Annotated in this window: 17 protein-coding genes, 2 tRNA genes and 3 rRNA genes; 19 read left to right on the top strand and 3 right to left on the bottom strand. The window is 53.8% G+C overall.

All coding sequences use genetic code 11. The annotated features are described in order from the left end of the window. Nucleotides 1-46: 46 nt before the first annotated feature. From rmuC to tatD, 8 genes are all read left to right on the top strand, one after another. Nucleotides 47-1,504: a DNA recombination protein RmuC gene (gene rmuC / locus ACUY4S_RS22145; RefSeq protein ID WP_458023157.1), complete on the top strand. Its 1,458-nt coding sequence runs from the start codon at nucleotides 47-49 to the stop codon at nucleotides 1,502-1,504. Between the two features lie 66 nt (nucleotides 1,505-1,570). Continuing rightward, nucleotides 1,571-2,326, top strand: a complete 756-nt coding sequence (gene ubiE, locus ACUY4S_RS22140) for a bifunctional demethylmenaquinone methyltransferase/2-methoxy-6-polyprenyl-1,4-benzoquinol methylase UbiE (RefSeq protein ID WP_458023156.1) — start codon at nucleotides 1,571-1,573, stop codon at nucleotides 2,324-2,326. Nucleotides 2,327-2,338: 12 nt separating this feature from the next. Next, the gene (ubiJ, locus tag ACUY4S_RS22135) at nucleotides 2,339-2,944 is read left to right on the top strand and encodes a ubiquinone biosynthesis protein UbiJ (RefSeq protein WP_458023155.1); all 606 of its coding nucleotides are present in this window, start codon (nucleotides 2,339-2,341) and stop codon (nucleotides 2,942-2,944) included. Beyond that, nucleotides 2,941-4,581 carry a ubiquinone biosynthesis regulatory protein kinase UbiB gene (ubiB, locus tag ACUY4S_RS22130; RefSeq protein WP_458023154.1) on the top strand — a complete coding sequence of 547 codons (1,641 nt, stop codon included), beginning with the start codon at nucleotides 2,941-2,943 and terminating at the stop codon, nucleotides 4,579-4,581. Before ubiJ ends, ubiB begins: the two co-directional genes overlap by 4 nt. A gap of 101 nt (nucleotides 4,582-4,682) precedes the next feature. Next, complete coding sequence (tatA, locus tag ACUY4S_RS22125) at nucleotides 4,683-4,940, top strand: Sec-independent protein translocase subunit TatA (protein ID WP_458023153.1); 258 nt, start codon at nucleotides 4,683-4,685, stop codon at nucleotides 4,938-4,940. Nucleotides 4,941-4,943: 3 nt separating this feature from the next. Next, the gene (gene tatB, locus ACUY4S_RS22120; protein ID WP_458023152.1) at nucleotides 4,944-5,468 is read left to right on the top strand and encodes a Sec-independent protein translocase protein TatB; all 525 of its coding nucleotides are present in this window, start codon (nucleotides 4,944-4,946) and stop codon (nucleotides 5,466-5,468) included. Between the two features lie 2 nt (nucleotides 5,469-5,470). Then, entirely contained in the window at nucleotides 5,471-6,229 is a 759-nt protein-coding gene (tatC, locus tag ACUY4S_RS22115) for a Sec-independent protein translocase subunit TatC (RefSeq protein WP_458023151.1), read from the top strand. Nucleotides 6,230-6,271: 42 nt separating this feature from the next. Then, the gene (gene tatD, locus ACUY4S_RS22110) at nucleotides 6,272-7,054 is read left to right on the top strand and encodes a 3'-5' ssDNA/RNA exonuclease TatD (protein ID WP_458023150.1); all 783 of its coding nucleotides are present in this window, start codon (nucleotides 6,272-6,274) and stop codon (nucleotides 7,052-7,054) included. An 8-nt stretch (nucleotides 7,055-7,062) separates the two neighbouring features. Here the strand turns inward: tatD and rfaH are convergent, their stop codons facing one another. Next, nucleotides 7,063-7,551, bottom strand: a complete 489-nt coding sequence (gene rfaH / locus ACUY4S_RS22105) for a transcription/translation regulatory transformer protein RfaH (RefSeq protein ID WP_458023149.1) — start codon at nucleotides 7,549-7,551, stop codon at nucleotides 7,063-7,065. Between the two features lie 177 nt (nucleotides 7,552-7,728). On the opposite strand from rfaH, the gene ubiD reads away from it, so the two are divergent. Together ubiD and fre are read left to right on the top strand one after the other, a co-directional pair. Beyond that, nucleotides 7,729-9,213 carry a 4-hydroxy-3-polyprenylbenzoate decarboxylase gene (gene ubiD / locus ACUY4S_RS22100; RefSeq protein ID WP_458023148.1) on the top strand — a complete coding sequence of 495 codons (1,485 nt, stop codon included), beginning with the start codon at nucleotides 7,729-7,731 and terminating at the stop codon, nucleotides 9,211-9,213. A 97-nt stretch (nucleotides 9,214-9,310) separates the two neighbouring features. Then, the gene (gene fre, locus ACUY4S_RS22095; RefSeq protein WP_458023147.1) at nucleotides 9,311-10,012 is read left to right on the top strand and encodes an NAD(P)H-flavin reductase; all 702 of its coding nucleotides are present in this window, start codon (nucleotides 9,311-9,313) and stop codon (nucleotides 10,010-10,012) included. A 271-nt stretch (nucleotides 10,013-10,283) separates the two neighbouring features. On the opposite strand, the gene fadA is transcribed toward fre, so the two are convergent. Beyond that, on the bottom strand, nucleotides 10,284-11,447 hold the full coding sequence (fadA, locus tag ACUY4S_RS22090) for an acetyl-CoA C-acyltransferase FadA (RefSeq protein ID WP_458023146.1): 1,164 nt from the start codon (nucleotides 11,445-11,447) through the stop codon (nucleotides 10,284-10,286). Nucleotides 11,448-11,456: 9 nt separating this feature from the next. Further along, the gene (fadB, locus tag ACUY4S_RS22085) at nucleotides 11,457-13,646 is read right to left on the bottom strand and encodes a fatty acid oxidation complex subunit alpha FadB (protein WP_458023145.1); all 2,190 of its coding nucleotides are present in this window, start codon (nucleotides 13,644-13,646) and stop codon (nucleotides 11,457-11,459) included. 190 nt (nucleotides 13,647-13,836) lie between these two features. Between fadB and pepQ the strand changes: the two genes are divergently transcribed. The 9 genes from pepQ to rrf all read left to right on the top strand — a co-directional run bounded on the left by pepQ (nucleotide 13,837) and on the right by rrf (nucleotide 23,350). Further along, nucleotides 13,837-15,168, top strand: a complete 1,332-nt coding sequence (gene pepQ, locus ACUY4S_RS22080) for a Xaa-Pro dipeptidase (protein ID WP_458023144.1) — start codon at nucleotides 13,837-13,839, stop codon at nucleotides 15,166-15,168. After that, nucleotides 15,168-15,782 carry an IMPACT family protein gene (locus ACUY4S_RS22075; protein ID WP_458023143.1) on the top strand — a complete coding sequence of 205 codons (615 nt, stop codon included), beginning with the start codon at nucleotides 15,168-15,170 and terminating at the stop codon, nucleotides 15,780-15,782. Before pepQ ends, ACUY4S_RS22075 begins: the two co-directional genes overlap by 1 nt. 40 nt (nucleotides 15,783-15,822) lie before the next feature. After that, a complete protein-coding gene (gene trkH, locus ACUY4S_RS22070) occupies nucleotides 15,823-17,274 on the top strand; it encodes a Trk system potassium transporter TrkH (RefSeq protein ID WP_458023142.1) in 1,452 nt (483 codons plus the stop codon). 10 nt (nucleotides 17,275-17,284) lie between these two features. Continuing rightward, complete coding sequence (hemG, locus tag ACUY4S_RS22065) at nucleotides 17,285-17,827, top strand: menaquinone-dependent protoporphyrinogen IX dehydrogenase (protein ID WP_458023141.1); 543 nt, start codon at nucleotides 17,285-17,287, stop codon at nucleotides 17,825-17,827. 359 nt (nucleotides 17,828-18,186) lie between these two features. Next, nucleotides 18,187-19,726: ribosomal RNA gene (locus ACUY4S_RS22060) — 16S ribosomal RNA — on the top strand. Between the two features lie 70 nt (nucleotides 19,727-19,796). Continuing rightward, nucleotides 19,797-19,873, top strand: a tRNA-Ile gene (locus ACUY4S_RS22055). Nucleotides 19,874-19,981: 108 nt separating this feature from the next. Further along, nucleotides 19,982-20,057, top strand: a tRNA-Ala gene (locus tag ACUY4S_RS22050). Between the two features lie 178 nt (nucleotides 20,058-20,235). After that, nucleotides 20,236-23,141: ribosomal RNA gene (locus ACUY4S_RS22045) — 23S ribosomal RNA — on the top strand. A gap of 93 nt (nucleotides 23,142-23,234) precedes the next feature. Then, nucleotides 23,235-23,350 (top strand): 5S ribosomal RNA (rrf, locus tag ACUY4S_RS22040). The 16S, 23S and 5S rRNA genes sit together here with 2 tRNA genes alongside, the layout of an rRNA operon. Nucleotides 23,351-23,440: the final 90 nt, after the last annotated feature.

The raw sequence follows: 23,440 nt of genomic DNA, 5'->3' as shown, positions 1-23,440 counted from the left end.
ATACAGCACAATCCCCGACAGTAATGATTAGTAATCAGGGGGCGTGGTGGACACTTCAATCATCGTCATGGCGGCAGTTGCGCTGGCGGGCTTACTGGTCGGCTGGCTGGCGGCCAGCTGGCGTGGCGCGCAGCAGCAGGCGGAACTGCTGGCAGAGCAGCGCGATGTCTTTAGCGAACTGAGTGCCGCCCGGCAGCAGATAGCCCAGGGTGAGCACTGGCGGGAAGAGTGCGAACTGCTGAATAACGAGTTGCGCAGCTTGCAGCATATTAACAGCTCGCTGGAAGCCGACTTGCGCGAAGTGACCACCCGGCTGGAATCCACCCAACTGCATGCAGAAGAGAAACTGCGTCAGATGCACAGCAGTGAGCAGCGTCTGAGTGAGCAGTTTGAAAATCTTGCCAATCGTATTTTTGAGCAGAGCAATCGACGGGTCGATGAGCAGAATCGCCAGAGCCTTAATAGTCTGCTGACACCTCTGCGTGAACAGCTCGACGGCTTTCGCCGCCAGGTACAGGACAGCTTTGGTCAGGAGGCGCGTGAGCGTCATACGCTCGCGCATGAGATCCGCAACCTGCAACAGCTGAATGCGCAAATGGCGCAGGAAGCTATCAACCTGACCCGGGCACTAAAAGGCGATAACAAAACCCAGGGAAACTGGGGCGAAGTGGTGCTGACCCGCGTGCTGGAGGCGTCTGGCCTGCGCGAAGGGTACGAATATCAAACCCAGGTCAGCATGGAGAATGACAACCGCGCCCGCATGCAGCCCGATGTGATTGTGCGTTTGCCACAAGGTAAAGATGTGGTAATTGACGCCAAAATGACGTTGGTGGCCTATGAGCGTTATTTTAACGCTGATGATGAGTTCACGCGTGAAGGGGCGTTACAGGAGCATATCGCTTCGGTACGTAACCACATTCGTTTGCTGGGCCGTAAAGATTACCAGCAGCTTCCTGGTCTTCGCAGTCTGGATTACGTGCTGATGTTTATTCCGGTCGAACCGGCCTTTTTAATCGCGCTGGACAGGCAGCCCGAACTGATCACCGAAGCGCTGAAAAATAACATTATGCTGGTCAGTCCGACTACGCTGTTGGTTGCGCTGCGCACGATCGCGAATTTGTGGCGTTATGAGCACCAAAGCCGTAATGCCCAGCAGATTGCAGAGCGCGCCAGCCGCCTGTATGACAAAATGCGCCTCTTCGTTGACGATATGTCCTCTGTCGGGCTCAGCCTCGACAAAGCGCAGGATAACTATCGGCAGGCCATGAAAAAGCTCAGCTCCGGGCGCGGTAATCTTCTGGCGCAGGCGGAAGCATTTCGGGGGTTAGGTGTAGAGATCAAGCGCGAGATTAATCCGGAATTAGCCGCAGAAGCACAGGCCCAGGATGAAGAGTTCCGTTTGCGGGCAGGGCTGGATGATGAAAACGATCGCAGCGAAGACAATGAATTAGACGCAAACACGCCGGGGGCGGAGCAAGCGGCAAGGGCATCCTCGGGTGGTTGAATCGTAGGGCAATTGCGCCCAATCTGTTACACTTCACAAACAAATTCTTCAATAGCAGGCACTAAGATGGCGGAAGATTCAAAAGAAACGACGCACTTTGGTTTTCAGACCGTCGCTAAAGAAAACAAAGCCGAGATGGTGGCACACGTTTTCCATTCGGTCGCGTCTAAATATGACGTGATGAACGATTTGATGTCGATGGGCATCCACCGTTTATGGAAGCGTTTCACCATTGATTGCAGCGGCGTTCGGCGTGGGCAAAAAGTTCTCGATTTGGCCGGTGGCACAGGTGACCTGACCGCAAAGTTCTCTCGTCTGGTTGGTGAATCCGGACAGGTTGTGCTGGCGGACATCAACGACTCCATGTTGAAAATGGGGCGCGAAAAATTGCGCAATATTGGCGTGATTGGCAACGTTGAGTATGTGCAGGCTAACGCCGAAGCATTACCGTTCCCCGACAACACCTTCGATTGCATTACGATCTCGTTTGGCCTGCGTAACGTGACGGAAAAAGAGCGCGCGTTGCGTTCCATGTTCCGCGTGCTCAAGCCGGGCGGCCGCCTGCTGGTGCTGGAGTTTTCCAAACCGATTATTGAGCCGCTGAGTAAAGCCTATGACGCTTACTCCTTCCATGTTCTGCCGCGTATTGGTCAGTTGGTGGCCAGTGATGCTGAAAGCTACCGTTATCTTGCGGAATCCATCCGTATGCATCCCGATCAGGAAACCCTGAAAGCGATGATGCAGGACGCGGGTTTCGAAAACGTCGATTATTACAATATGACCGCCGGGATCGTTGCTCTGCACCGGGGCTACAAGTTCTGACAGGAGGTGCGTATGCCCTTTAAGCCAATGGTGTCTGCCGGCGTTGAGCGCGTGCTGAATACCTTTTTATACCGCCAGGGTGCATTGAAATCTGCGCGTGAGCGGTTGTATGGCAAGGTTCTGCGCATTGTCGTGCAGGAGTTTTCCTCCCCGTTCGTGCTGGTGTTCAGTGAACGGCAGGTGGACGTGCTGGGCGAATGGGAAGGCGAAGCCGATTGTTCCGTAATTACACAGCTACGTGTATTGCCGAAATTGCGCGACCGCCAGCAACTGACAGCGCTCATCCGCAGTGGCGAGCTGGAAGTGCAGGGCGATATTCAGGTGGTACAAAACCTGGTGTCGCTAATGGATCTGGCTGAGTTTGATCCCGCTGAAGTGCTGGCGCCCTGGACGGGTGATATCGCTGCTGAAGGTATCGGTAAGATGCTGCGCGGCGGCGCACGTTTTCTGCGCCAGGGCTTCCAGCGTCAACAACGCTATGTTTCGGAAGTGCTAACGGAAGAGTGGCGTGTCGCACCGGGTGCGCTGGAAGTGGCCTGGTTTGCAGAAGAGATATCCGCCACCGAACGTGAGGTGGATGTGTTAACTAAACGTCTGGAAAAGCTGGAGGGCAAATGACGCCAGGAGAATTACGGCGCCTCTATTTCATCATCCAGACCTTTTTAAGTTACGGGCTTGATGAGTTAATCCCCAGAATGCGCATAACCTTGCCGCTTCGTCTCTGGCGGCGTTCGCTGTTCTGGATGCCGAACCGGCATAAAGATAAAGCGCTTGGTGAACGGCTGCGTCTGGCGCTGCAGGAACTGGGGCCGGTATGGATTAAATTCGGACAAATGCTGTCGACCCGGCGTGACCTGTTCCCGCCGCTTATCGCCGACCAACTGGCGATGTTGCAGGATCGCGTCGCACCGTTTGACGGTCAGCTCGCCAAACGCCAGATAGAAGAGTCTATGGGCGGTGTGCCGGTTGAGACCTGGTTTGATGATTTTGACATTGTACCGCTTGCTTCCGCCTCGATTGCCCAGGTCCACACCGCACGGCTAAAAGAGAACGGGAAAGCGGTAGTGATCAAAGTGATCCGCCCGGACATTTTGCCAGTGATCAGGGCCGATCTTAAATTGATCTATCGCCTCGCGGCTTGGGTGCCGCGCTTGTTGCCAGACGGACGCCGTTTACGCCCGCGCGAGGTGGTGCGCGAATACGAAAAAACGCTGATCGACGAACTGGATCTGTTGCGTGAGGCGGCGAATACCATTCAGCTTCGACGCAACTTCGAAGACAGTCCCATGCTTTATGTGCCGGAAATCTACTCTGACTACTGCAGCCAGAACATGCTGGTGATGGAGCGTATTTACGGGATCCCGGTTTCCGATCTCGCGGCGTTGGAAAAAAACGGTACCAACCTGAAGTTACTGGCGGAACGCGGTGTGCAGGTCTTCTTCACCCAGGTTTTCCGCGACAGTTTCTTCCATGCCGATATGCACCCCGGTAACATTTTCGTCAGCTATGAACATCCGGAAGATCCACAATATATCGGTATTGACTGCGGTATTGTCGGCTCGCTAAACAAAGAAGATAAGCGTTATCTGGCAGAGAACTTTATCGCTTTCTTCAACCGTGATTATCGCAAAGTGGCGGAATTGCATGTCGATTCCGGCTGGGTGCCGCCAGATACGAATGTCGAAGAGTTTGAATTCGCCATTCGTACCGTCTGCGAGCCTATTTTTGAAAAACCGCTGGCGGAAATTTCGTTTGGTCACGTTCTGCTTAACCTGTTCAACACTGCGCGCCGCTTCAATATGGAAGTGCAGCCGCAACTGGTGCTGTTACAGAAAACCCTGCTGTATATCGAAGGTGTTGGGCGTCAGCTTTATCCGCAACTCGATTTGTGGAAAACGGCGAAACCTTTTCTCGAAACTTGGATCAAAGACCAGGTGGGTATTCCTGCGCTCATCAGGGCCTTTAAAGAGAAAGGCCCCTTTTGGATCGAGAAAATGCCGGAGCTTCCTGAGCTGGTGTATTACGGCTTGCAGCATGGCAGGCAATTGCAGCGTAGCGTTGATAAAATCGCCAGCGAACTGGAAACACATCACGTGCGGCAGGGGCAGTCGCGGTACCTGTTTGGTATTGGCGCCACTCTTTTGTTAAGCGGAACGTTATTGCTGATAAACCGACCAGAATGGGGTCTTCACCCTTTATGGTTAATGGCTGGCGGCGCAGTCGCATGGCTGGTGGGCTGGCGCCGAACGCGTTGAGTTTGACGCCGCCCGCGCCCTTGGGGGATAGACATGCAGCCCTGGGGATAAAGTGTATACTGGGGCCTGTTTTTAACCTCATCGCTTAAGGAGAACAGTTTATGGGGAGCATCGGTATCTGGCAGCTGGTAGTGATTGCGGTCATTGTCGTACTGCTGTTCGGCACAAAAAAGCTTGGTTCGATTGGTTCCGATCTGGGTGCATCAATCAAAGGTTTTAAAAAAGCCATGAGCGACGACGGGAAGGAGGAAAAGCAGGAGAAATCGGCGCAGGATGCAGATTTCACGGCGAAATCCCTTTCTGAAAAAACCGACGACGCTAAAAAAGACGAAAAACGTCACGATAAAGAGCAGGTGTAACCCGTGTTCGATATAGGTTTTGGCGAGCTGTTACTCGTTTTTATCATCGGTCTGGTTGTTCTGGGGCCGCAGAGGTTGCCTGTTGCGGTACGCACCATTGCGGGCTGGGTTCGCGCGTTGCGCTCGCTGGCGACCACCGTGCAGAATGAACTGACACAGGAACTGAAGCTGCAGGAGTTCCAGGACAGTCTGAAAAAGGTCGAGAAAGCGAGCCTGGAAAACCTGACGCCAGAGTTAAAACAGTCAATGGACGAACTGCGTCAGGCGGCGGAATCGATGAAGCGCACCTATAGCGCCAACGATCCGGAAAAAGCGAGCGACGAAACGCATACTATTCATAATCCGGTAGTGAAAGATAATGAAGCGCAGCATGAAGGCGTAACGCCTGCCAGCGCTGAAAACCAGGCCAGTTCTCCGCAGCAAACGCCCGCTGTACCGGACGCGCAAAAAGCGCCGGTCACGAAGCCTGTGGTGAAAGAGGCCGTGCCGGTTTCTGACTCCTCATCCTCTTCAAGTGATAAATCCTGAACATGGCTGTAGATGATACCCAACCGCTGATAGCCCATCTTATTGAGCTGCGTAAGCGCCTGTTGAACTGCATTATTGCCGTTATTGTGATTTTCCTCGCGCTGGTTTACTTCGCGAACGATATCTATCAACTGGTTTCCGCACCGCTAATCAAGCAGATGCCGATGGGCGCGACGATGATCGCCACCGATGTGGCTTCACCGTTCTTTACGCCGATTAAACTGACCTTTATGGTTTCGTTAATCCTTTCTGCCCCGGTCATTCTGTATCAGGTTTGGGCTTTTGTTGCCCCGGCGTTGTACAAGCATGAACGGCGGCTGATTGTTCCCTTGCTGGTTTCCAGCTCACTGCTGTTTTATATCGGCATGGCATTCGCCTATTTTGTCGTCTTTCCGCTGGCGTTTGGTTTCCTGACGCATACGGCGCCGGAGGGCGTGCAGGTCTCGACGGACATCGCCAGCTATCTCAGCTTTGTCATGGCGCTGTTTATGGCATTCGGCGTGTCGTTTGAAGTGCCGGTCGCCATTGTTCTGCTGTGCTGGCTGGGAGTGACGACACCTGCTGATTTACGGCAAAAGCGCCCGTATGTGCTGGTTGGTGCTTTTGTGGTCGGTATGTTGCTGACCCCGCCTGATGTGTTCTCGCAAACGCTGCTGGCGATCCCAATGTACTGTCTGTTTGAAGTGGGGGTCTTTTTCGCCCGTTTCTATGTGGGCAAACGTCACGCGCCGGAAGAAGAAAGCGAAACCCACGAAGAGTAATGTTCAGCCGCCCATCAGGGCGGTTGTTGTATGGGGAAAGAGATGTTCGATATTGGCGTGAATCTTACCAGCTCGCAGTTTGCTAAAGATCGGGATGAGGTCATGGCTCGTGCGCAGCAGGCGGGGGTGTCGGGGATGTTGATCACCGGCACTAATCTGCACGAAAGCCTGCTGGCACAACAACTGGCGCGACACTACCGTCATTGCTGGTCGACTGCCGGTGTGCACCCGCATGACAGCAGCGGCTGGACGACGGAAGCCGCCGCCGCGATTCGTGAGCTTGCGGCAATGCCCGAAGTGGTTGCCATTGGTGAATGCGGGCTGGATTTCAACCGCAATTTTTCAACGCCGCAGGAGCAGGAACAGGCTTTTACTGCGCAGTTGGCGTTAGCCGCTGAGCTGAGCATGCCGGTGTTTTTGCATTGTCGTGATGCGCATCACCGCTTTTTGACACTACTGGATCCCTGGCTCGATAAGTTACCCGGTGCAGTGCTGCACTGTTTTACCGGCAGTGCACAAGAAGCGCGGGATTGCCTCGAACGCGGTCTCTACCTCGGTATTACCGGCTGGGTGTGTGATGAGCGGCGCGGACTGGCGTTGCGGGAGGTACTGCCGCTGATCCCCGCCGAACGGTTGTTGATCGAGACGGATGCGCCCTGGCTGTTACCGCGCGATCTCAGGCTAAAACCGGCATCGCGGCGTAATGAACCGGCGCTGTTGGGGCATATTCTTACCACTGTCGCCGGGCTGCGCGGGGAAGATGCGCAGTGGCTGGCGTCGGTAACGGACAACAACGTGCAACGGCTCTTTGGCGTGGCTTTTTGAGTGGCGCGTCAGGCTTTGCGGAAATCGGTATTTTTGACACTCTGCAGCACCTGTTTATTTAACAGGTGCAGCAATAGCATGGAGCGTGCCTCGCCGTCCGGCTCTTTAAATATGGCCTGTAAACCTTCGAGCGCGCCTTCCGTGATCACCACGTCATCGCCGGGGTAGGGCGTATCCGGATCGGTCACCCCTTCAGGTTGATAGACAGACAATTGGTGGATCACCGTCGAGGGCACTTTCGCCGGGTTCATCCCAAAGCGGACGAAGTGACTGACGCCACGTGTGGCATTGATGGTCGTGGTGTGAATGACTTCCGGATCAAATTCCACAAACAAATAGTTAGGGAATAGCGGTTCATTAACGGTTGTCCGTTTGCCACGAACAATTTTTTCCAGCGCGATCATCGGCGTCAGGCAGCTTACCGCCTGGCGCTCAAGATGTTCCTGGGCGCGCTGAAGCTGACCTCGTTTGCAATAAAGTAAATACCAGGATCGCATAAGATTCTTTTCCTTAAGTTTCGGAGCAAGAATACCAAAACCGCGTTCTGATGGCTAAGTTGATTATAACCTGTGGCATAACGCTCGTTGTAATTCACGCGGATTTAACAAAAATACAGCAACTGCAAGATGAACACCGTATAATAAGGCGCTTACCCGGAGGCGATATTACACCGCATGAAATACAACGATCTACGCGATTTTCTGACACAGCTCGAGCAGCAGGGCGAACTTAAGCGAATAACGCTGCCCGTTGACCCTTATCTTGAAATGACCGAGATTGCCGACCGCACGCTGCGTGCCGGCGGTCCGGCCTTGTTGTTTGAGAACCCGAAAGGTTATGCGATGCCGGTGTTGTGCAATCTGTTCGGTACGCCGCGACGGGTTGCGATGGGAATGGGGCAGGAAGATGTCAGCGCCCTGCGGGAAGTCGGCAAATTGCTGGCATTCCTGAAAGAGCCTGAGCCGCCAAAAGGGTTTCGCGACCTCTTCGATAAACTTCCCCAGTTCAAACAAGTGCTGAACATGCCCACTAAGCGTCTGCGTGGTGCGCCTTGCCAGCAAAAAATCTTGCAGGGCGAGAGTGTCGATCTGACCAAAATCCCGATTATGCAGTGCTGGCCGGAAGATGCTGCACCGCTGATCACCTGGGGGCTGACGGTCACGCGTGGGCCGCATAAAGAACGACAGAACCTGGGCATTTATCGCCAGCAGTTGATCGGTAAAAACAAACTGATTATGCGCTGGCTGTCTCATCGCGGTGGTGCGCTTGATTTCCAGGAGTGGTGTGCGGCACATCCGGGTGAACGTTTTCCGGTGGCTGTGGCATTGGGTGCCGATCCGGCCACAATTCTCGGTGCGGTGACGCCGGTGCCGGATACGCTGTCTGAATATGCTTTCGCCGGGTTGTTGCGTGGCACGAAAACCGAAGTTGTGAAGTGTATTTCGAGCGATCTTGAAGTCCCTGCCAGTGCGGAAATTGTGCTGGAAGGCTATATTGAGCCTGGTGAACTGGCGCCGGAAGGGCCGTATGGCGACCATACCGGTTACTACAATGAAGTGGATAATTTCCCGGTCTTTACCGTAACGCATATTACCCAGCGTGAAGATGCCATTTACCACTCTACTTATACCGGGCGTCCGCCAGACGAACCCGCAGTTTTGGGTGTGGCACTGAATGAAGTGCTGGTGCCGATTCTGCAAAAGCAGTTCCCGGAAATTGTTGATTTTTATCTGCCGCCGGAAGGATGTTCGTACCGCCTCGCGGTGGTGACAATGAAGAAGCAGTACGCGGGCCACGCAAAACGCGTCATGATGGGCGTCTGGTCATTCCTGCGCCAGTTTATGTACACCAAGTTTGTGATTGTGTGTGATGACGATGTGAATGCCCGTGACTGGAATGATGTGATTTGGGCGATCACTACCCGTATGGATCCCGCGCGGGATACGGTGCTGGTAGAGAATACGCCGATTGATTACCTGGATTTTGCCTCGCCGGTTTCCGGCCTTGGCTCAAAAATGGGGCTGGATGCCACCAATAAATGGCCCGGTGAAACCCAGCGTGAATGGGGGCGACCGATCAAGAAAGATCCTGCGGTGACGGCGCGTATCGACGCCATCTGGGACGAACTGGCCATACTGAATGACGGGAAAGGCGCCTGATGCGCCACCGTTTTTTGCCGACAGGCTCTGAGTAATTCCGGTTGCGGCGCCGCTGCAATTTGAAGTGTGACGAGTATAGACCCGACAGAGGGAGCGCATGACAACCTTAAGCTGTAAAGTGACCTCGGTAGACGCCATCACCGACACGGTATATCGCGTCCGTTTAGTGCCGGAAGCGGCTTTTTCTTTTCGCGCTGGCCAGTATTTGATGGTGGTGATGGACGAACGAGATAAGCGTCCTTTCTCAATGGCTTCTACGCCGGATCAGCATGATTTTATCGAACTGCACATTGGCGCTTCAGAGCTGAATCTCTATGCCATGGCGGTAATGGACCGTATTCTGCAGGAGCGGGAAATCGTTATTGATATTCCTCACGGCGATGCCTGGCTGCGTGAAGATGAAGATCGTCCGATGGTGCTGATTGCCGGCGGCACGGGGTTCTCGTATGTTCGCTCCATTTTGCTGACATCGCTTGCGCAAAATCCAAACCGTGAAATCACCATTTACTGGGGCGGGCGTGAAGAGAAGCACCTGTATGATTTGGCAGAACTGGAAGCTTTAACGGTAGAACATCCGAATCTGCGCGTGGTGCCTGTGGTTGAGCAACCGCCTGAAGCGTGGCGCGGCCGTTCAGGCACGGTGCTGGCTGCGGTACTGCAGGATTTTGGTTCGCTTGCCGGCCACGATATTTATATTGCCGGGCGGTTTGAGATGGCGAAAATCGCCCGCGATCTGTTCTGCAATGAGCGTGGTGCGCGTGAAGATCGCCTGTTTGGCGATGCGTTTGCCTTTATCTGATCTGTCTTCATCCTTGCCAGCATTCCCGTGCTGGCTGTTTGCCAGGTTTTGGTAATAAAAAACCCGCCCCTGACAGGCGGGAAGAACGGCAACTAAACTCTTTCTTTACCATTGCTGTGTTGGCTGATGTTGTTTACCCACGGTCACGTCGCTGCCCATGCTCCGGGGATGCACGTTACTGCCGCCTTGCTCTGGAATTAATGGCATTGAGTGAGATTTTTGCGTTTTTGTAGGCCAGGGATGCTGTGCTTTCCTGGCCTACAATCGACAGCTAAACGCGTTCAATAACGGTCGCGATGCCCTGGCCTAAACCAATGCACATGGTCGCCAGACCAAACTGGGCGTCTTTGCGTTCCATCAGGTTCAGCAGGGTTGTACTGATACGTGTACCAGAACAGCCCAGCGGATGGCCGAGCGCGATCGCACCGCCATTCAGGTTGATCTTCTCGTCGATCTGTTCCATCAGCCCCAGATCTTTAATGCATGGCAGGATCTGAGCCGCAAATGCTTCGTTCATCTCAAACAGGTCGATATCGCTGGTATTCAGTCCGGCTTTTTTCAGCGCCAGTTTTGACGCGGGCACCGGGCCGTAACCCATAATTGACGGATCGCAGCCGACCACAGCCATAGAGCGTATGCGAGCGCGTGGGGTAAGGCCCAGTTCGCGGGCGCGGCTTTCGCTCATTACCAACATCGCCGAGGCGCCATCTGACAGGGCTGAGGAGGTGCCAGCAGTGACGGTGCCGCTTACCGGATCGAACGCCGGACGTAACGTCGCCAGCGTGTCGACTGTGGTTTCCGGACGGATAACTTCATCGTAGTTAAACTGTTTCAGCACACCATCGCCATCATGGCCGCCGGTTGGGATAATCTCCGCTTTGAACGCGCCGGATTGCGTGGCCGCCCAGGCGCGGGCATGGGAGCGTGCGGCGAAAGCGTCCTGCATTTCACGGCTGATGCCATGCATACGCGACAACATTTCAGCTGTCAGCCCCATCATGCCTGCCGCTTTCGCCACGTTACGGCTCATACCCGGGTGGAAATCCACACCGTGATTCATCGGTACGTGGCCCATGTGCTCAACGCCACCAACCAGGCATACCTGCGCATCGCCAGTCATGATCATCCGTGCGGCATCATGCAGTGCCTGCATGGATGAGCCGCACAGACGGTTAACGGTAACCGCCGGAACGGAGTGCGGGATTTCTGCCAGCAATGCCGCGTTGCGGGCAATATTAAACCCCTGCTCCAGGGTCTGTTGCACACAGCCCCAGTAAATATCGTCGATGGCGGTGGCATCCAGCGCCGGGTTACGCGCCAGCAGACTGCGCATCAGGTGGGCGGAGAGATCTTCTGCACGCACGTGGCGGAATGCCCCGCCTTTTGAACGCCCCATCGGGGTTCGAATCGCATCAACAATGACAACCTGTTCCATTGTGACTCCTTAAGCCGTCTTCTGTAAGCCCACCGGGCGCGCAGGTTCAACTGGGGGATAATAGGGCTCGTTGTGGCGCGCTTTCTCGCGCAGCCCCGCCGGGACTTCATACAGCGGTCCGAGATGCTGGTACTGCTGCGCCATATCGAGATACTTCGCACTGCTAAGCGTATCCAGCCAGCGGAATGCACCGCCATGGAACGGCGGGAAGCCCAGACCATACACCAGTGCCATGTCGGCCTCGGCCGGGCTGGCGATGATGCCTTCTTCCAGACAGCGCACCACTTCGTTCACCATCGGGATCATCATGCGGGCGATAATCTCTTCATCACTAAAGTCATGTTTAGCCTTGCTGATCTCTGCCAGCAGGTTATCCACTTGTGCATCTTCTTCTTTCTTCGGCTTACCTTTGTTGTCTTCTTTATAGCGCCAGAAGCCGACACCGTTTTTCTGCCCGAAGCGGTTCGCGTCAAACAGTGCATCAATGGCGTCGCGGTAATCTTTTTGCATACGCTGCGGGAACCCGGCTGCCATGACGGCCTGCGCATGGTGCGCTGTATCAATCCCAACCACATCCAGCAGATACGCCGGGCCCATCGGCCAGCCAAACTGTTTTTCCATCACTTTGTCGACTTTGCGGAAGTCGGCGCCATCGCGCAGTAACTGGCTGAAACCGGCGAAGTAGGGGAACAGCACGCGGTTGACAAAGAAGCCGGGGCAGTCATTGACCACAATTGGCGTTTTGCCCATTTTGCTCGCCCACGCCACCACTTTGGCGAGGGTTTCTTCAGAGGTTTTCTCACCGCGGATCACTTCGACCAGCGGCATGCGGTGCACAGGGTTAAAGAAGTGCATACCGCAGAAGTTCTCCGGGCGTTTCAGCACGCTGGCCAGTTCGCTGATGGGAATGGTTGAAGTGTTTGAGGCCAGCACGGTGTCCGGGCGCACGTGATCTTCTGTTTCTGCCAGCACGGCTTTTTTCACTTTCGGGTTTTCGACCACCGCTTCAACAACCACATCGGCGCGTTCAAAACCTGCATAAGCCAGCGTGGGCTGGATAGTGGCGATCACACTGGCCAGCTTCAGGCCGTCAATCTTGCCGCGCTCCAGCTGTTTATTCAGCAACTTACCCGCTTCGTTCATCCCAAGGGTGAGAGATTTCTCGTTGATATCTTTCATCAGTACCGGCACACCTTTCCACGCGGACTGGTAAGCAATACCCCCCCCCATAATGCCAGCGCCGAGCACCGCCGCCTGTTTGGGCGTTTCGCTATTTTTCGTCAGTTTTTTCGCCTGACCTTTGACATATTGGTCATTCAGGAAAATACCGACCAGCGCACGGGCTTCGTTGGTGTGCGCCAGCGGCACGAAGCTCTGGTTTTCCAGTTTCAGTGCTTCATCGCGCCCGAACTTAGCTGCGGCTTCAATGGTTTTTACCGCGGTCATCGGGGCCGGATAATGTTTACCGGCCGTTTGCATCACCATGCCTTTCGCAATGGTGAAGCTCATGGTGGCTTCAATTTTGCTGAGCTTCAGCGGTTCCAGTTTGGGCTGGCGTTTTGCTTTCCAGTCGAGATCGCCATTGATGGCTTGCCGCAGGATGGCAACTGCGCCTTCGCGTAATTTCTCTGGTTTGACAATGCCATCGATCAGGCCAATTTTCAGGGCCTGTTCTGCGCTGACATCTTTACCGGCGGCAATGATCTCCAGCGCGCTGTCTGCGCCCAGCAGACGGGGCATACGTACCGAGCCGCCAAAACCAGGCATAATGCCCAGCCTGGTTTCCGGCAGGCCAATACGCAGATCCGGGGTCGCCAGGCGATAATCGGTCGCCAGCACACATTCGCACCCGCCGCCCAGCGCATAACCATTTACGGCCGATAACGTCGGCACTGGCAGATCTTCCAGACGGTTAAATACGCTATTGGCGAAATGCAGCCACTGGCTCAGTTGTTCTTCCGGCACAAGGAACAGGGAGAGGAATTCGGTAATATCCGCGCCGACGATAAAAGCCGCTTTCTCAGAACGCAGCAGCAGCCCTTTTAAATCTGCCTGGTTTTCCAGCACACTCAGCGCTTCGCCAAGGCTGGCGACGGTGGCGGTATCAAGTTTGTTCACTGAGCCGGGCGCATCGAACACCAGTTCGGCGATGCCATCTTCCAGCCAGTTAAGATAAAGGTTATTGCCTTTGTAGAGCATGTCAGTCTCCTGAATCCAGCAAGGGATCTGGTCATACCAGATGAGACGGAGTGTGGTTTTTATGTTAATGAAATGCAAATAACTCATTAAATAATTGCTGGCGTGATCACGCTCGGTGGAAATCGCCCGCTTAAAAGCAGGTGTGCTAAGATGCCAACACTTGAGGTCATAAAAAACAGAAGGAAAAACGATGGACTCACTGGCTGCGCTTTATAAAAATCATATTGTTACGTTGCAGGAACGTACTCGCGACGTACTGGCGCGCTTTAAGCTCGACGCATTACTTATTCACTCCGGCGAGCTGTTTAACGTCTTTCTTGACGACCATCCTTACCCGTTTAAAGTGAACCCGCAGTTTAAAGCCTGGGTTCCGGTGACCCAGGTGCCGAACTGCTGGCTGCTGGTAGATGGCGTGAACAAACCGAAATTGTGGTTTTACCTGCCGGTGGATTACTGGCACAACGTGGAACCGCTGCCGACCTCCTTCTGGACCGAAGAGGTGGAAGTGATTGCTTTGCCGAAAGCAGACGGCATCAGCAGTTTGCTGCCAGCAGCCCGCGGCAACATCGCCTATATTGGCCCGGTCGCCGAGCGCGCGCTGGGTATGGATATCGCAGCCAGCAATATCAACCCGAAAGGGGTCATTGATTATCTGCACTACTATCGCGCTTATAAAACTGATTATGAACTTGCCTGCATGCGCGAAGCACAAAAAACTGCTGTGATCGGCCACCGTGCTGCGCACGAAGCGTTCCAGTCGGGCATGAGCGAGTTTGACATTAATCTGGCGTATCTGACGGCAACCGGCCATCGCGATATTGATGTGCCTTATGGCAATATTGTGGCGTTGAATGAGCACGCTTCCGTATTGCACTACACCAAACTTGATCACCGCGCGCCGTCAGAGATGCGTAGCTTCCTGTTAGATGCGGGTGCAGAGTACAACGGTTACGCCGCCGACCTGACGCGCACCTGGGCTGCGAACAGCGACACCGAATATGCCCAGCTCGTTAAAGATGTGAATGAAGAACAACTGGCGCTGATTGCGACAATGAAAGCGGGCGTCAGCTACGTTGACTATCATGTCCAGTTCCATCAGCGCATTGCTAAACTGCTGCGCCGCCATCAAATTATCACCGATATGAGTGAAGAGGCGATGGTGGAGCAGGATATCACCGGGCCGTTTATGCCGCATGGCATTGGTCATCCGCTGGGCTTGCAGGTGCATGATGTTGCAGGTTTTATGCAGGATGATACCGGTACGCATCTCGCTGCGCCGTCGAAATATCCTTACTTGCGTTGCACCCGCGTGATCCAACCACGTATGGTGCTGACGATTGAGCCTGGGATCTACTTTATTGAATCCCTTCTGGCGCCGTGGCGTGATGGCGCGCTCAGCAAGCACTTCAACTGGCAAAAAATCGATGCGCTGGAACCGTTTGGCGGTATCCGCATTGAAGATAATGTGGTGGTCCACGAAAACAGTATTGAAAACATGACGCGGGATCTGAAGCTGGCGTAATGGAGAGCTGGCTGATACCGGCAGCGCCGGTCACCTTTAGCGAGGAGATCAAAAAAAGCCGTTTTATCACGCTGTTGGCGCATACCGATGGCGTGGAGGCGGCAAAGGCGTTTGTTGAAGCTGTGCGTACTGAACATCCGGATGCCCGCCACCACTGTGTGGCATGGGTGGCCGGGCAGCCAGACGATTCGCAGCAGTTAGGCTTCTCTGACGATGGCGAGCCGTCTGGAACCGCGGGCAAACCGATGCTCGCACAGTTGATGGGGAGCGGTGTAGGTGAAATCACGGCCGTAGTGGTGCGTTATTATGGCGGTGTGTTGCTCGGAACGGGCGGCCTGGTCAAAGCGTATGGCGGTGGAGTACAGCAAGCGCTCAACCAGCTGACGACTGCCCGCAAAATGCCATTAACTGAATATACTTTGTGTTGTGATTACGCACAGCTTGCTGGAGTCGAAACGCTGCTGGGGCAATTTGAGGGGAAAATTGTCGCGAGCGAGTATCAGGCTTCTGTGTGTCTGCGGGTGGCGCTTCCTCACAGCAGACTGCAGGCATTTTCGGCAAGGCTTGCTGATTTTAGTCGCGGCGCATTGCAATTGTTAAAAACTAAAGAATAATCCCCTCCTGATTTTCTGAACACCTAAGGAAGCGGCAGAGATGCATTTTCGCGCCATAACCCGAATCGTTGGACTGCTGGTCATCCTCTTTTCCGGGACGATGATCTTACCTGGACTGGTAGCCCTTATTTACCGTGATGGGGCGGGGCGGGCATTTACCCAAACTTTCCTTGTTGCGCTGGTGATTGGCTCTATGTTGTGGTGGCCAAACCGCCGCGAGAAAGGGGAACTGAAATCCCGCGAAGGCTTTCTTATTGTGGTGCTGTTCTGGACGGTGCTGGGGAGCGTGGGTGCGTTGCCGTTTATCTTTTCGGAAAGCCCTAGTCTGACCGTGACGGATGCTTTTTTTGAATCCTTTTCCGGCCTGACGACCACCGGTGCGACCACGCTGGTGGGACTGGACTCACTGCCGCATGCGATTCTTTTCTATCGCCAGATGCTGCAGTGGTTTGGTGGGATGGGGATCATTGTTCTTGCCGTGGCGATACTGCCCATTCTCGGCGTGGGGGGGATGCAGCTCTACCGCGCTGAAATGCCCGGGCCGTTGAAGGATAACAAGATGCGCCCACGTATTGCCGAAACAGCAAAAACCTTGTGGCTTATTTATGTCCTGCTAACAGTGGGATGTGCGGTGGCTTTGTGGTTTGCCGGAATGCCCGCTTTCGACGCTATCGGGCATAGCTTCGCAACCATTGCTATTGGTGGCTTCTCTACGCATGACGCCAGTGTCGGCTATTTTAACAGCCCGACCATTAACACCATTATTGCTATCTTCTTGCTGATCTCCGGCTGTAACTACGGTTTGCACTTCTCTTTACTGAGCGGGCGCAGCCTGAAAGTTTACTGGCGCGATCCCGAATTTCGTATGTTTATCGGCGTACAGTTGACGTTGGTCGTGATCTGCACTGTGGTGCTGTGGTTCCACGATGTCTACTCATCAGCTGTCACCACCCTTAACCAGGCTTTCTTTCAGGTGGTGTCGATGGCCACCACGGCGGGATTCACAACAGACAGTATTGCGCGCTGGCCGCTCTTCCTGCCGGTGTTGCTGCTCTGTTCTGCGTTTATCGGTGGGTGCGCGGGTTCGACCGGCGGCGGGCTGAAGGTGATCCGCATTTTGCTGTTGTTTAAGCAAGGTAACCGTGAATTGAAGCGCCTGGTCCACCCGAATGCGGTATATAGCATTAAGCTTGGCAACCGTGCGCTGCCGGAACGCATCCTTGAAGCGGTATGGGGTTTTTTCTCTGCCTATGCGCTGGTGTTTATTGTCAGCATGCTGGCGATCATCGCTACCGGCGTTGATGATTTTTCGGCGTTTGCTTCGGTGGTCGCAACCCTCAATAACCTCGGTCCAGGATTGGGCGTTGTTGCAGATAACTTTGCCAGCATGAATCCGGTGGCGAAGTGGATCTTGATTGCAAACATGTTGTTTGGTCGTCTGGAGGTCTTCACGCTGCTGGTGTTGTTTACCCCCACATTCTGGCGTGAGTAAGGAACTGTAGATGAAAACACTGATTCTATTTTCAACCCGGGATGGGCAAACACGGGAAATCGCCTCTTGTATCGCTTCTGAGCTGAAAGAGCAGGGAATCGAGAGCGACGTGGTGAACCTTAACCGCACTGAAGAGGTTAACTGGCAGCAGTATGAACGTGTCGTGATTGGCGCCTCGATTCGTTACGGGCACTTTCATCCGGCTCTGGAACGCTTTGTGAAGAAACATAAGGATATGCTCAACACGCTACCAAGTGCGTTTTACTCCGTTAACCTTGTCGCCCGCAAACCCGAGAAGTGTTCGCCGCAAACCAACAATTATACCCGCAAGTTTTTGCTCAACTCGCCATGGCAACCCGATGAGTGCGCTGTGTTTGCGGGGGCGCTGCGCTACCCACATTATCGCTGGTATGACCGTCTGATGATCCAGCTCATTATGAAGATGACTGGCGGCGAGACGAATCCAACCAAAGAAGTGGTCTACACCGACTGGCAACATGTGGCGAGTTTTGCCCAACAAATCGCGCATTTAAAACGCAAATCGTCCGTTTAACCGGCGTTGCGAATGAAAAATAAGCGAACGATCATTTTTTTTAAATTAGGGGTTGTCAGCCGGAATTAACTCCCTATAATGCGCCTCCACTGACACGGCACAACGGCAAACACACCGGCCTGTCAGGTGAAGAAATCTGAAAATATTCAGTTGACTTCACAGCGGGAAAGCGTAATATGCACACCCCGCGCCGCAGCGAAAACACAGCGGCACTGCTCTTTAACAATTTATCAGACAATCTGTGTGGGCACTCAAAGTGACATGGATTCTTAACGTCTCCGGACGCTAAATGAATACCAAGTCTCACGAGTGAACACGTAATTCATTACGAAGTTTAATTCGATGAGCATCAAACTTTTAAATTGAAGAGTTTGATCATGGCTCAGATTGAACGCTGGCGGCAGGCCTAACACATGCAAGTCGAACGGTAGCACAGAGAGCTTGCTCTCGGGTGACGAGTGGCGGACGGGTGAGTAATGTCTGGGAAACTGCCTGATGGAGGGGGATAACTACTGGAAACGGTAGCTAATACCGCATAACGTCGCAAGACCAAAGAGGGGGACCTTCGGGCCTCTTGCCATCAGATGTGCCCAGATGGGATTAGCTAGTAGGTGGGGTAACGGCTCACCTAGGCGACGATCCCTAGCTGGTCTGAGAGGATGACCAGCCACACTGGAACTGAGACACGGTCCAGACTCCTACGGGAGGCAGCAGTGGGGAATATTGCACAATGGGCGCAAGCCTGATGCAGCCATGCCGCGTGTATGAAGAAGGCCTTCGGGTTGTAAAGTACTTTCAGCGGGGAGGAAGGGAGTAAGGTTAATAACCTTATTCATTGACGTTACCCGCAGAAGAAGCACCGGCTAACTCCGTGCCAGCAGCCGCGGTAATACGGAGGGTGCAAGCGTTAATCGGAATTACTGGGCGTAAAGCGCACGCAGGCGGTCTGTCAAGTCGGATGTGAAATCCCCGGGCTCAACCTGGGAACTGCATTCGAAACTGGCAGGCTAGAGTCTCGTAGAGGGAGGTAGAATTCCAGGTGTAGCGGTGAAATGCGTAGAGATCTGGAGGAATACCGGTGGCGAAGGCGGCCTCCTGGACGAAGACTGACGCTCAGGTGCGAAAGCGTGGGGAGCAAACAGGATTAGATACCCTGGTAGTCCACGCCGTAAACGATGTCGATTTGGAGGTTGTGCCCTTGAGGCGTGGCTTCCGGAGCTAACGCGTTAAATCGACCGCCTGGGGAGTACGGCCGCAAGGTTAAAACTCAAATGAATTGACGGGGGCCCGCACAAGCGGTGGAGCATGTGGTTTAATTCGATGCAACGCGAAGAACCTTACCTGGTCTTGACATCCACAGAACATTCCAGAGATGGAGTGGTGCCTTCGGGAACTGTGAGACAGGTGCTGCATGGCTGTCGTCAGCTCGTGTTGTGAAATGTTGGGTTAAGTCCCGCAACGAGCGCAACCCTTATCCTTTGTTGCCAGCGGTCCGGCCGGGAACTCAAAGGAGACTGCCAGTGATAAACTGGAGGAAGGTGGGGATGACGTCAAGTCATCATGGCCCTTACGACCAGGGCTACACACGTGCTACAATGGCGCATACAAAGAGAAGCGACCTCGCGAGAGCAAGCGGACCTCATAAAGTGCGTCGTAGTCCGGATTGGAGTCTGCAACTCGACTCCATGAAGTCGGAATCGCTAGTAATCGTAGATCAGAATGCTACGGTGAATACGTTCCCGGGCCTTGTACACACCGCCCGTCACACCATGGGAGTGGGTTGCAAAAGAAGTAGGTAGCTTAACCTTCGGGAGGGCGCTTACCACTTTGTGATTCATGACTGGGGTGAAGTCGTAACAAGGTAACCGTAGGGGAACCTGCGGTTGGATCACCTCCTTACCTTAAAGAACCTGCCTTTGTAGTGCTCACACAGATTGTCTGATGAAAAACGGGCAGTAAAAATCTCTGCAGGCTTGTAGCTCAGGTGGTTAGAGCGCACCCCTGATAAGGGTGAGGTCGGTGGTTCAAGTCCACTCAGGCCTACCAAATTTTCCCTGAATACTGCGTTGCAAAATGACTCACATACGTCAGTATGTTTCGCCATTTCACGCCTTGTCTCAGGAAAAATTACGGGTAAACGAGATTAACTACGATGGGGCTATAGCTCAGCTGGGAGAGCGCCTGCTTTGCACGCAGGAGGTCTGCGGTTCGATCCCGCATAGCTCCACCATCTTTACTGTCTGAAACAAGAAAACTTCAGAGTACACATTCTGTGTGTGCTGCGAAGTTTTGCTCTTTAAAAATCTGGATCAAGCTGAAAATTGAAACACTGAACAGTGCGAACTGTTCTGTGAGTCTCTCAAATTTTCGCAACTGATGATGTTTTACGAAACATCTTCGGGTTGTGAGGTTAAGCGACTAAGCGTACACGGTGGATGCCCTGGCAGTCAGAGGCGATGAAGGACGTGCTAATCTGCGAAAAGCGCCGGTAAGGTGATATGAACCGTTATAACCGGCGATGTCCGAATGGGGAAACCCAGTGTGACTCGTCACACTATCATTAACTGAATCCATAGGTTAATGAGGCGAACCGGGGGAACTGAAACATCTAAGTACCCCGAGGAAAAGAAATCAACCGAGATTCCCCCAGTAGCGGCGAGCGAACGGGGAGCAGCCCAGAGTCTGAATCAGCATGTGTGTTAGTGGAAGCGTCTGGAAAGTCGCGCGATACAGGGTGACAGCCCCGTACACAAAAGCACACAGGCTGTGAGCTCGAAGAGTAGGGCGGGACACGTGGTATCCTGTCTGAATATGGGGGGACCATCCTCCAAGGCTAAATACTCCTGACTGACCGATAGTGAACCAGTACCGTGAGGGAAAGGCGAAAAGAACCCCGGCGAGGGGAGTGAAAAAGAACCTGAAACCGTGTACGTACAAGCAGTGGGAGCCTCTTTATGGGGTGACTGCGTACCTTTTGTATAATGGGTCAGCGACTTATATTCTGTAGCAAGGTTAACCGAATAGGGGAGCCGAAGGGAAACCGAGTCTTAACTGGGCGTTAAGTTGCAGGGTATAGACCCGAAACCCGGTGATCTAGCCATGGGCAGGTTGAAGGTTGGGTAACACTAACTGGAGGACCGAACCGACTAATGTTGAAAAATTAGCGGATGACTTGTGGCTGGGGGTGAAAGGCCAATCAAACCGGGAGATAGCTGGTTCTCCCCGAAAGCTATTTAGGTAGCGCCTCGTGAATTCATCTCCGGGGGTAGAGCACTGTTTCGGCTAGGGGGCCATCCCGGCTTACCAACCCGATGCAAACTACGAATACCGGAGAATGTTATCACGGGAGACACACGGCGGGTGCTAACGTCCGTCGTGAAGAGGGAAACAACCCAGACCGCCAGCTAAGGTCCCAAAGTCATGGTTAAGTGGGAAACGATGTGGGAAGGCCCAGACAGCCAGGATGTTGGCTTAGAAGCAGCCATCATTTAAAGAAAGCGTAATAGCTCACTGGTCGAGTCGGCCTGCGCGGAAGATGTAACGGGGCTAAACCATGCACCGAAGCTGCGGCAGCGACACTATGTGTTGTTGGGTAGGGGAGCGTTCTGTAAGCCTGCGAAGGTGTGCTGTGAGGCATGCTGGAGGTATCAGAAGTGCGAATGCTGACATAAGTAACGATAAAGCGGGTGAAAAGCCCGCTCGCCGGAAGACCAAGGGTTCCTGTCCAACGTTAATCGGGGCAGGGTGAGTCGACCCCTAAGGCGAGGCCGAAAGGCGTAGTCGATGGGAAACAGGTTAATATTCCTGTACTTGGTGTTACTGCGAAGGGGGGACGGAGAAGGCTATGTTGGCCGGGCGACGGTTGTCCCGGTTTAAGCGTGTAGGTGTGTGTTCCAGGTAAATCCGGTTCACTTTAACACTGAGGCGTGATGACGAGGCACTACGGTGCTGAAGCAACAAATGCCCTGCTTCCAGGAAAAGCCTCTAAGCATCAGGTAACATCAAATCGTACCCCAAACCGACACAGGTGGTCAGGTAGAGAATACCAAGGCGCTTGAGAGAACTCGGGTGAAGGAACTAGGCAAAATGGTGCCGTAACTTCGGGAGAAGGCACGCTGGTGCGTAGGTGAAGTGACTTGCTCACGGAGCTGAAACCAGTCGAAGATACCAGCTGGCTGCAACTGTTTATTAAAAACACAGCACTGTGCAAACACGAAAGTGGACGTATACGGTGTGACGCCTGCCCGGTGCCGGAAGGTTAATTGATGGGGTTATCCGTAAGGAGAAGCTCTTGATCGAAGCCCCGGTAAACGGCGGCCGTAACTATAACGGTCCTAAGGTAGCGAAATTCCTTGTCGGGTAAGTTCCGACCTGCACGAATGGCGTAATGATGGCCAGGCTGTCTCCACCCGAGACTCAGTGAAATTGAACTCGCTGTGAAGATGCAGTGTACCCGCGGCAAGACGGAAAGACCCCGTGAACCTTTACTATAGCTTGACACTGAACATTGAGCCTTGATGTGTAGGATAGGTGGGAGGCTTTGAAGCGTGGACGCCAGTCTGCGTGGAGCCAACCTTGAAATACCACCCTTTAATGTTTGATGTTCTAACGTGGACCCGTAAACCGGGTTGCGGACAGTGTCTGGTGGGTAGTTTGACTGGGGCGGTCTCCTCCTAAAGCGTAACGGAGGAGCACGAAGGTCAGCTAATCCTGGTCGGACATCAGGAGGTTAGTGCAATGGCATAAGCTGGCTTGACTGCGAGAGTGACGGCTCGAGCAGGTGCGAAAGCAGGTCATAGTGATCCGGTGGTTCTGAATGGAAGGGCCATCGCTCAACGGATAAAAGGTACTCCGGGGATAACAGGCTGATACCGCCCAAGAGTTCATATCGACGGCGGTGTTTGGCACCTCGATGTCGGCTCATCACATCCTGGGGCTGAAGTAGGTCCCAAGGGTATGGCTGTTCGCCATTTAAAGTGGTACGCGAGCTGGGTTTAGAACGTCGTGAGACAGTTCGGTCCCTATCTGCCGTGGGCGCTGGAGAATTGAGGGGGGCTGCTCCTAGTACGAGAGGACCGGAGTGGACGCATCACTGGTGTTCGGGTTGTCATGCCAATGGCACTGCCCGGTAGCTAAATGCGGAAGAGATAAGTGCTGAAAGCATCTAAGCACGAAACTTGCCCCGAGATGAGTTCTCCCTGAGACTTTAAGTCTCCTGAAGGAACGTTGAAGACGACGACGTTGATAGGCCGGGTGTGTAAGCGCAGCGATGCGTTGAGCTAACCGGTACTAATGAACCGTGAGGCTTAACCTTACAACGCCGAAGATGTTTTGGCGGATGAGAGATGATTTTCAGCTGATACAGATTAGATTGACAGACCGGAAGGTGTGTTGATGACAGAATTTGCCTGGCGGCACTAGCGCGGTGGTCCCACCTGACCCCATGCCGAACTCAGAAGTGAAACGCCGTAGCGCCGATGGTAGTGTGGGGTCTCCCCATGCGAGAGTAGGGAACTGCCAGGCATCAGACAAAGCAGAAGGCCCGGTCGCAAGACCGGGCCTTTTTGCTATTTTCCGCTCCAAACACTACAAGCGCTTACCCTCTGGATACGG

It is taken from the genome of Kosakonia beeri, assembly GCF_054165705.1.
This window is presented reverse-complemented; position numbering and strand designations above follow the sequence as displayed.

What these genes read in the sequence shown, in the direction of transcription:
- fre (WP_458023147.1), top strand. Translation starts at nt 9,311, where the DNA reads ATGACAACCTTAAGCTGTAAAGTGACCTCGGTAGACGCCATCACCGAC.
- pepQ (WP_458023144.1), top strand. Translation starts at nt 13,837, where the DNA reads ATGGACTCACTGGCTGCGCTTTATAAAAATCATATTGTTACGTTGCAG.
- rfaH (WP_458023149.1), bottom strand. Translation starts at nt 7,551, where the DNA reads ATGCGATCCTGGTATTTACTTTATTGCAAACGAGGTCAGCTTCAGCGC.
- ubiJ (WP_458023155.1), top strand. Translation starts at nt 2,339, where the DNA reads ATGCCCTTTAAGCCAATGGTGTCTGCCGGCGTTGAGCGCGTGCTGAAT.
- fadB (WP_458023145.1), bottom strand. Translation starts at nt 13,646, where the DNA reads ATGCTCTACAAAGGCAATAACCTTTATCTTAACTGGCTGGAAGATGGC.
- tatD (WP_458023150.1), top strand. Translation starts at nt 6,272, where the DNA reads ATGTTCGATATTGGCGTGAATCTTACCAGCTCGCAGTTTGCTAAAGAT.
- ubiD (WP_458023148.1), top strand. Translation starts at nt 7,729, where the DNA reads ATGAAATACAACGATCTACGCGATTTTCTGACACAGCTCGAGCAGCAG.
- ubiB (WP_458023154.1), top strand. Translation starts at nt 2,941, where the DNA reads ATGACGCCAGGAGAATTACGGCGCCTCTATTTCATCATCCAGACCTTT.
- fadA (WP_458023146.1), bottom strand. Translation starts at nt 11,447, where the DNA reads ATGGAACAGGTTGTCATTGTTGATGCGATTCGAACCCCGATGGGGCGT.
- tatA (WP_458023153.1), top strand. Translation starts at nt 4,683, where the DNA reads ATGGGGAGCATCGGTATCTGGCAGCTGGTAGTGATTGCGGTCATTGTC.
- tatC (WP_458023151.1), top strand. Translation starts at nt 5,471, where the DNA reads ATGGCTGTAGATGATACCCAACCGCTGATAGCCCATCTTATTGAGCTG.
- trkH (WP_458023142.1), top strand. Translation starts at nt 15,823, where the DNA reads ATGCATTTTCGCGCCATAACCCGAATCGTTGGACTGCTGGTCATCCTC.
- ACUY4S_RS22075 (WP_458023143.1), top strand. Translation starts at nt 15,168, where the DNA reads ATGGAGAGCTGGCTGATACCGGCAGCGCCGGTCACCTTTAGCGAGGAG.
- ubiE (WP_458023156.1), top strand. Translation starts at nt 1,571, where the DNA reads ATGGCGGAAGATTCAAAAGAAACGACGCACTTTGGTTTTCAGACCGTC.
- hemG (WP_458023141.1), top strand. Translation starts at nt 17,285, where the DNA reads ATGAAAACACTGATTCTATTTTCAACCCGGGATGGGCAAACACGGGAA.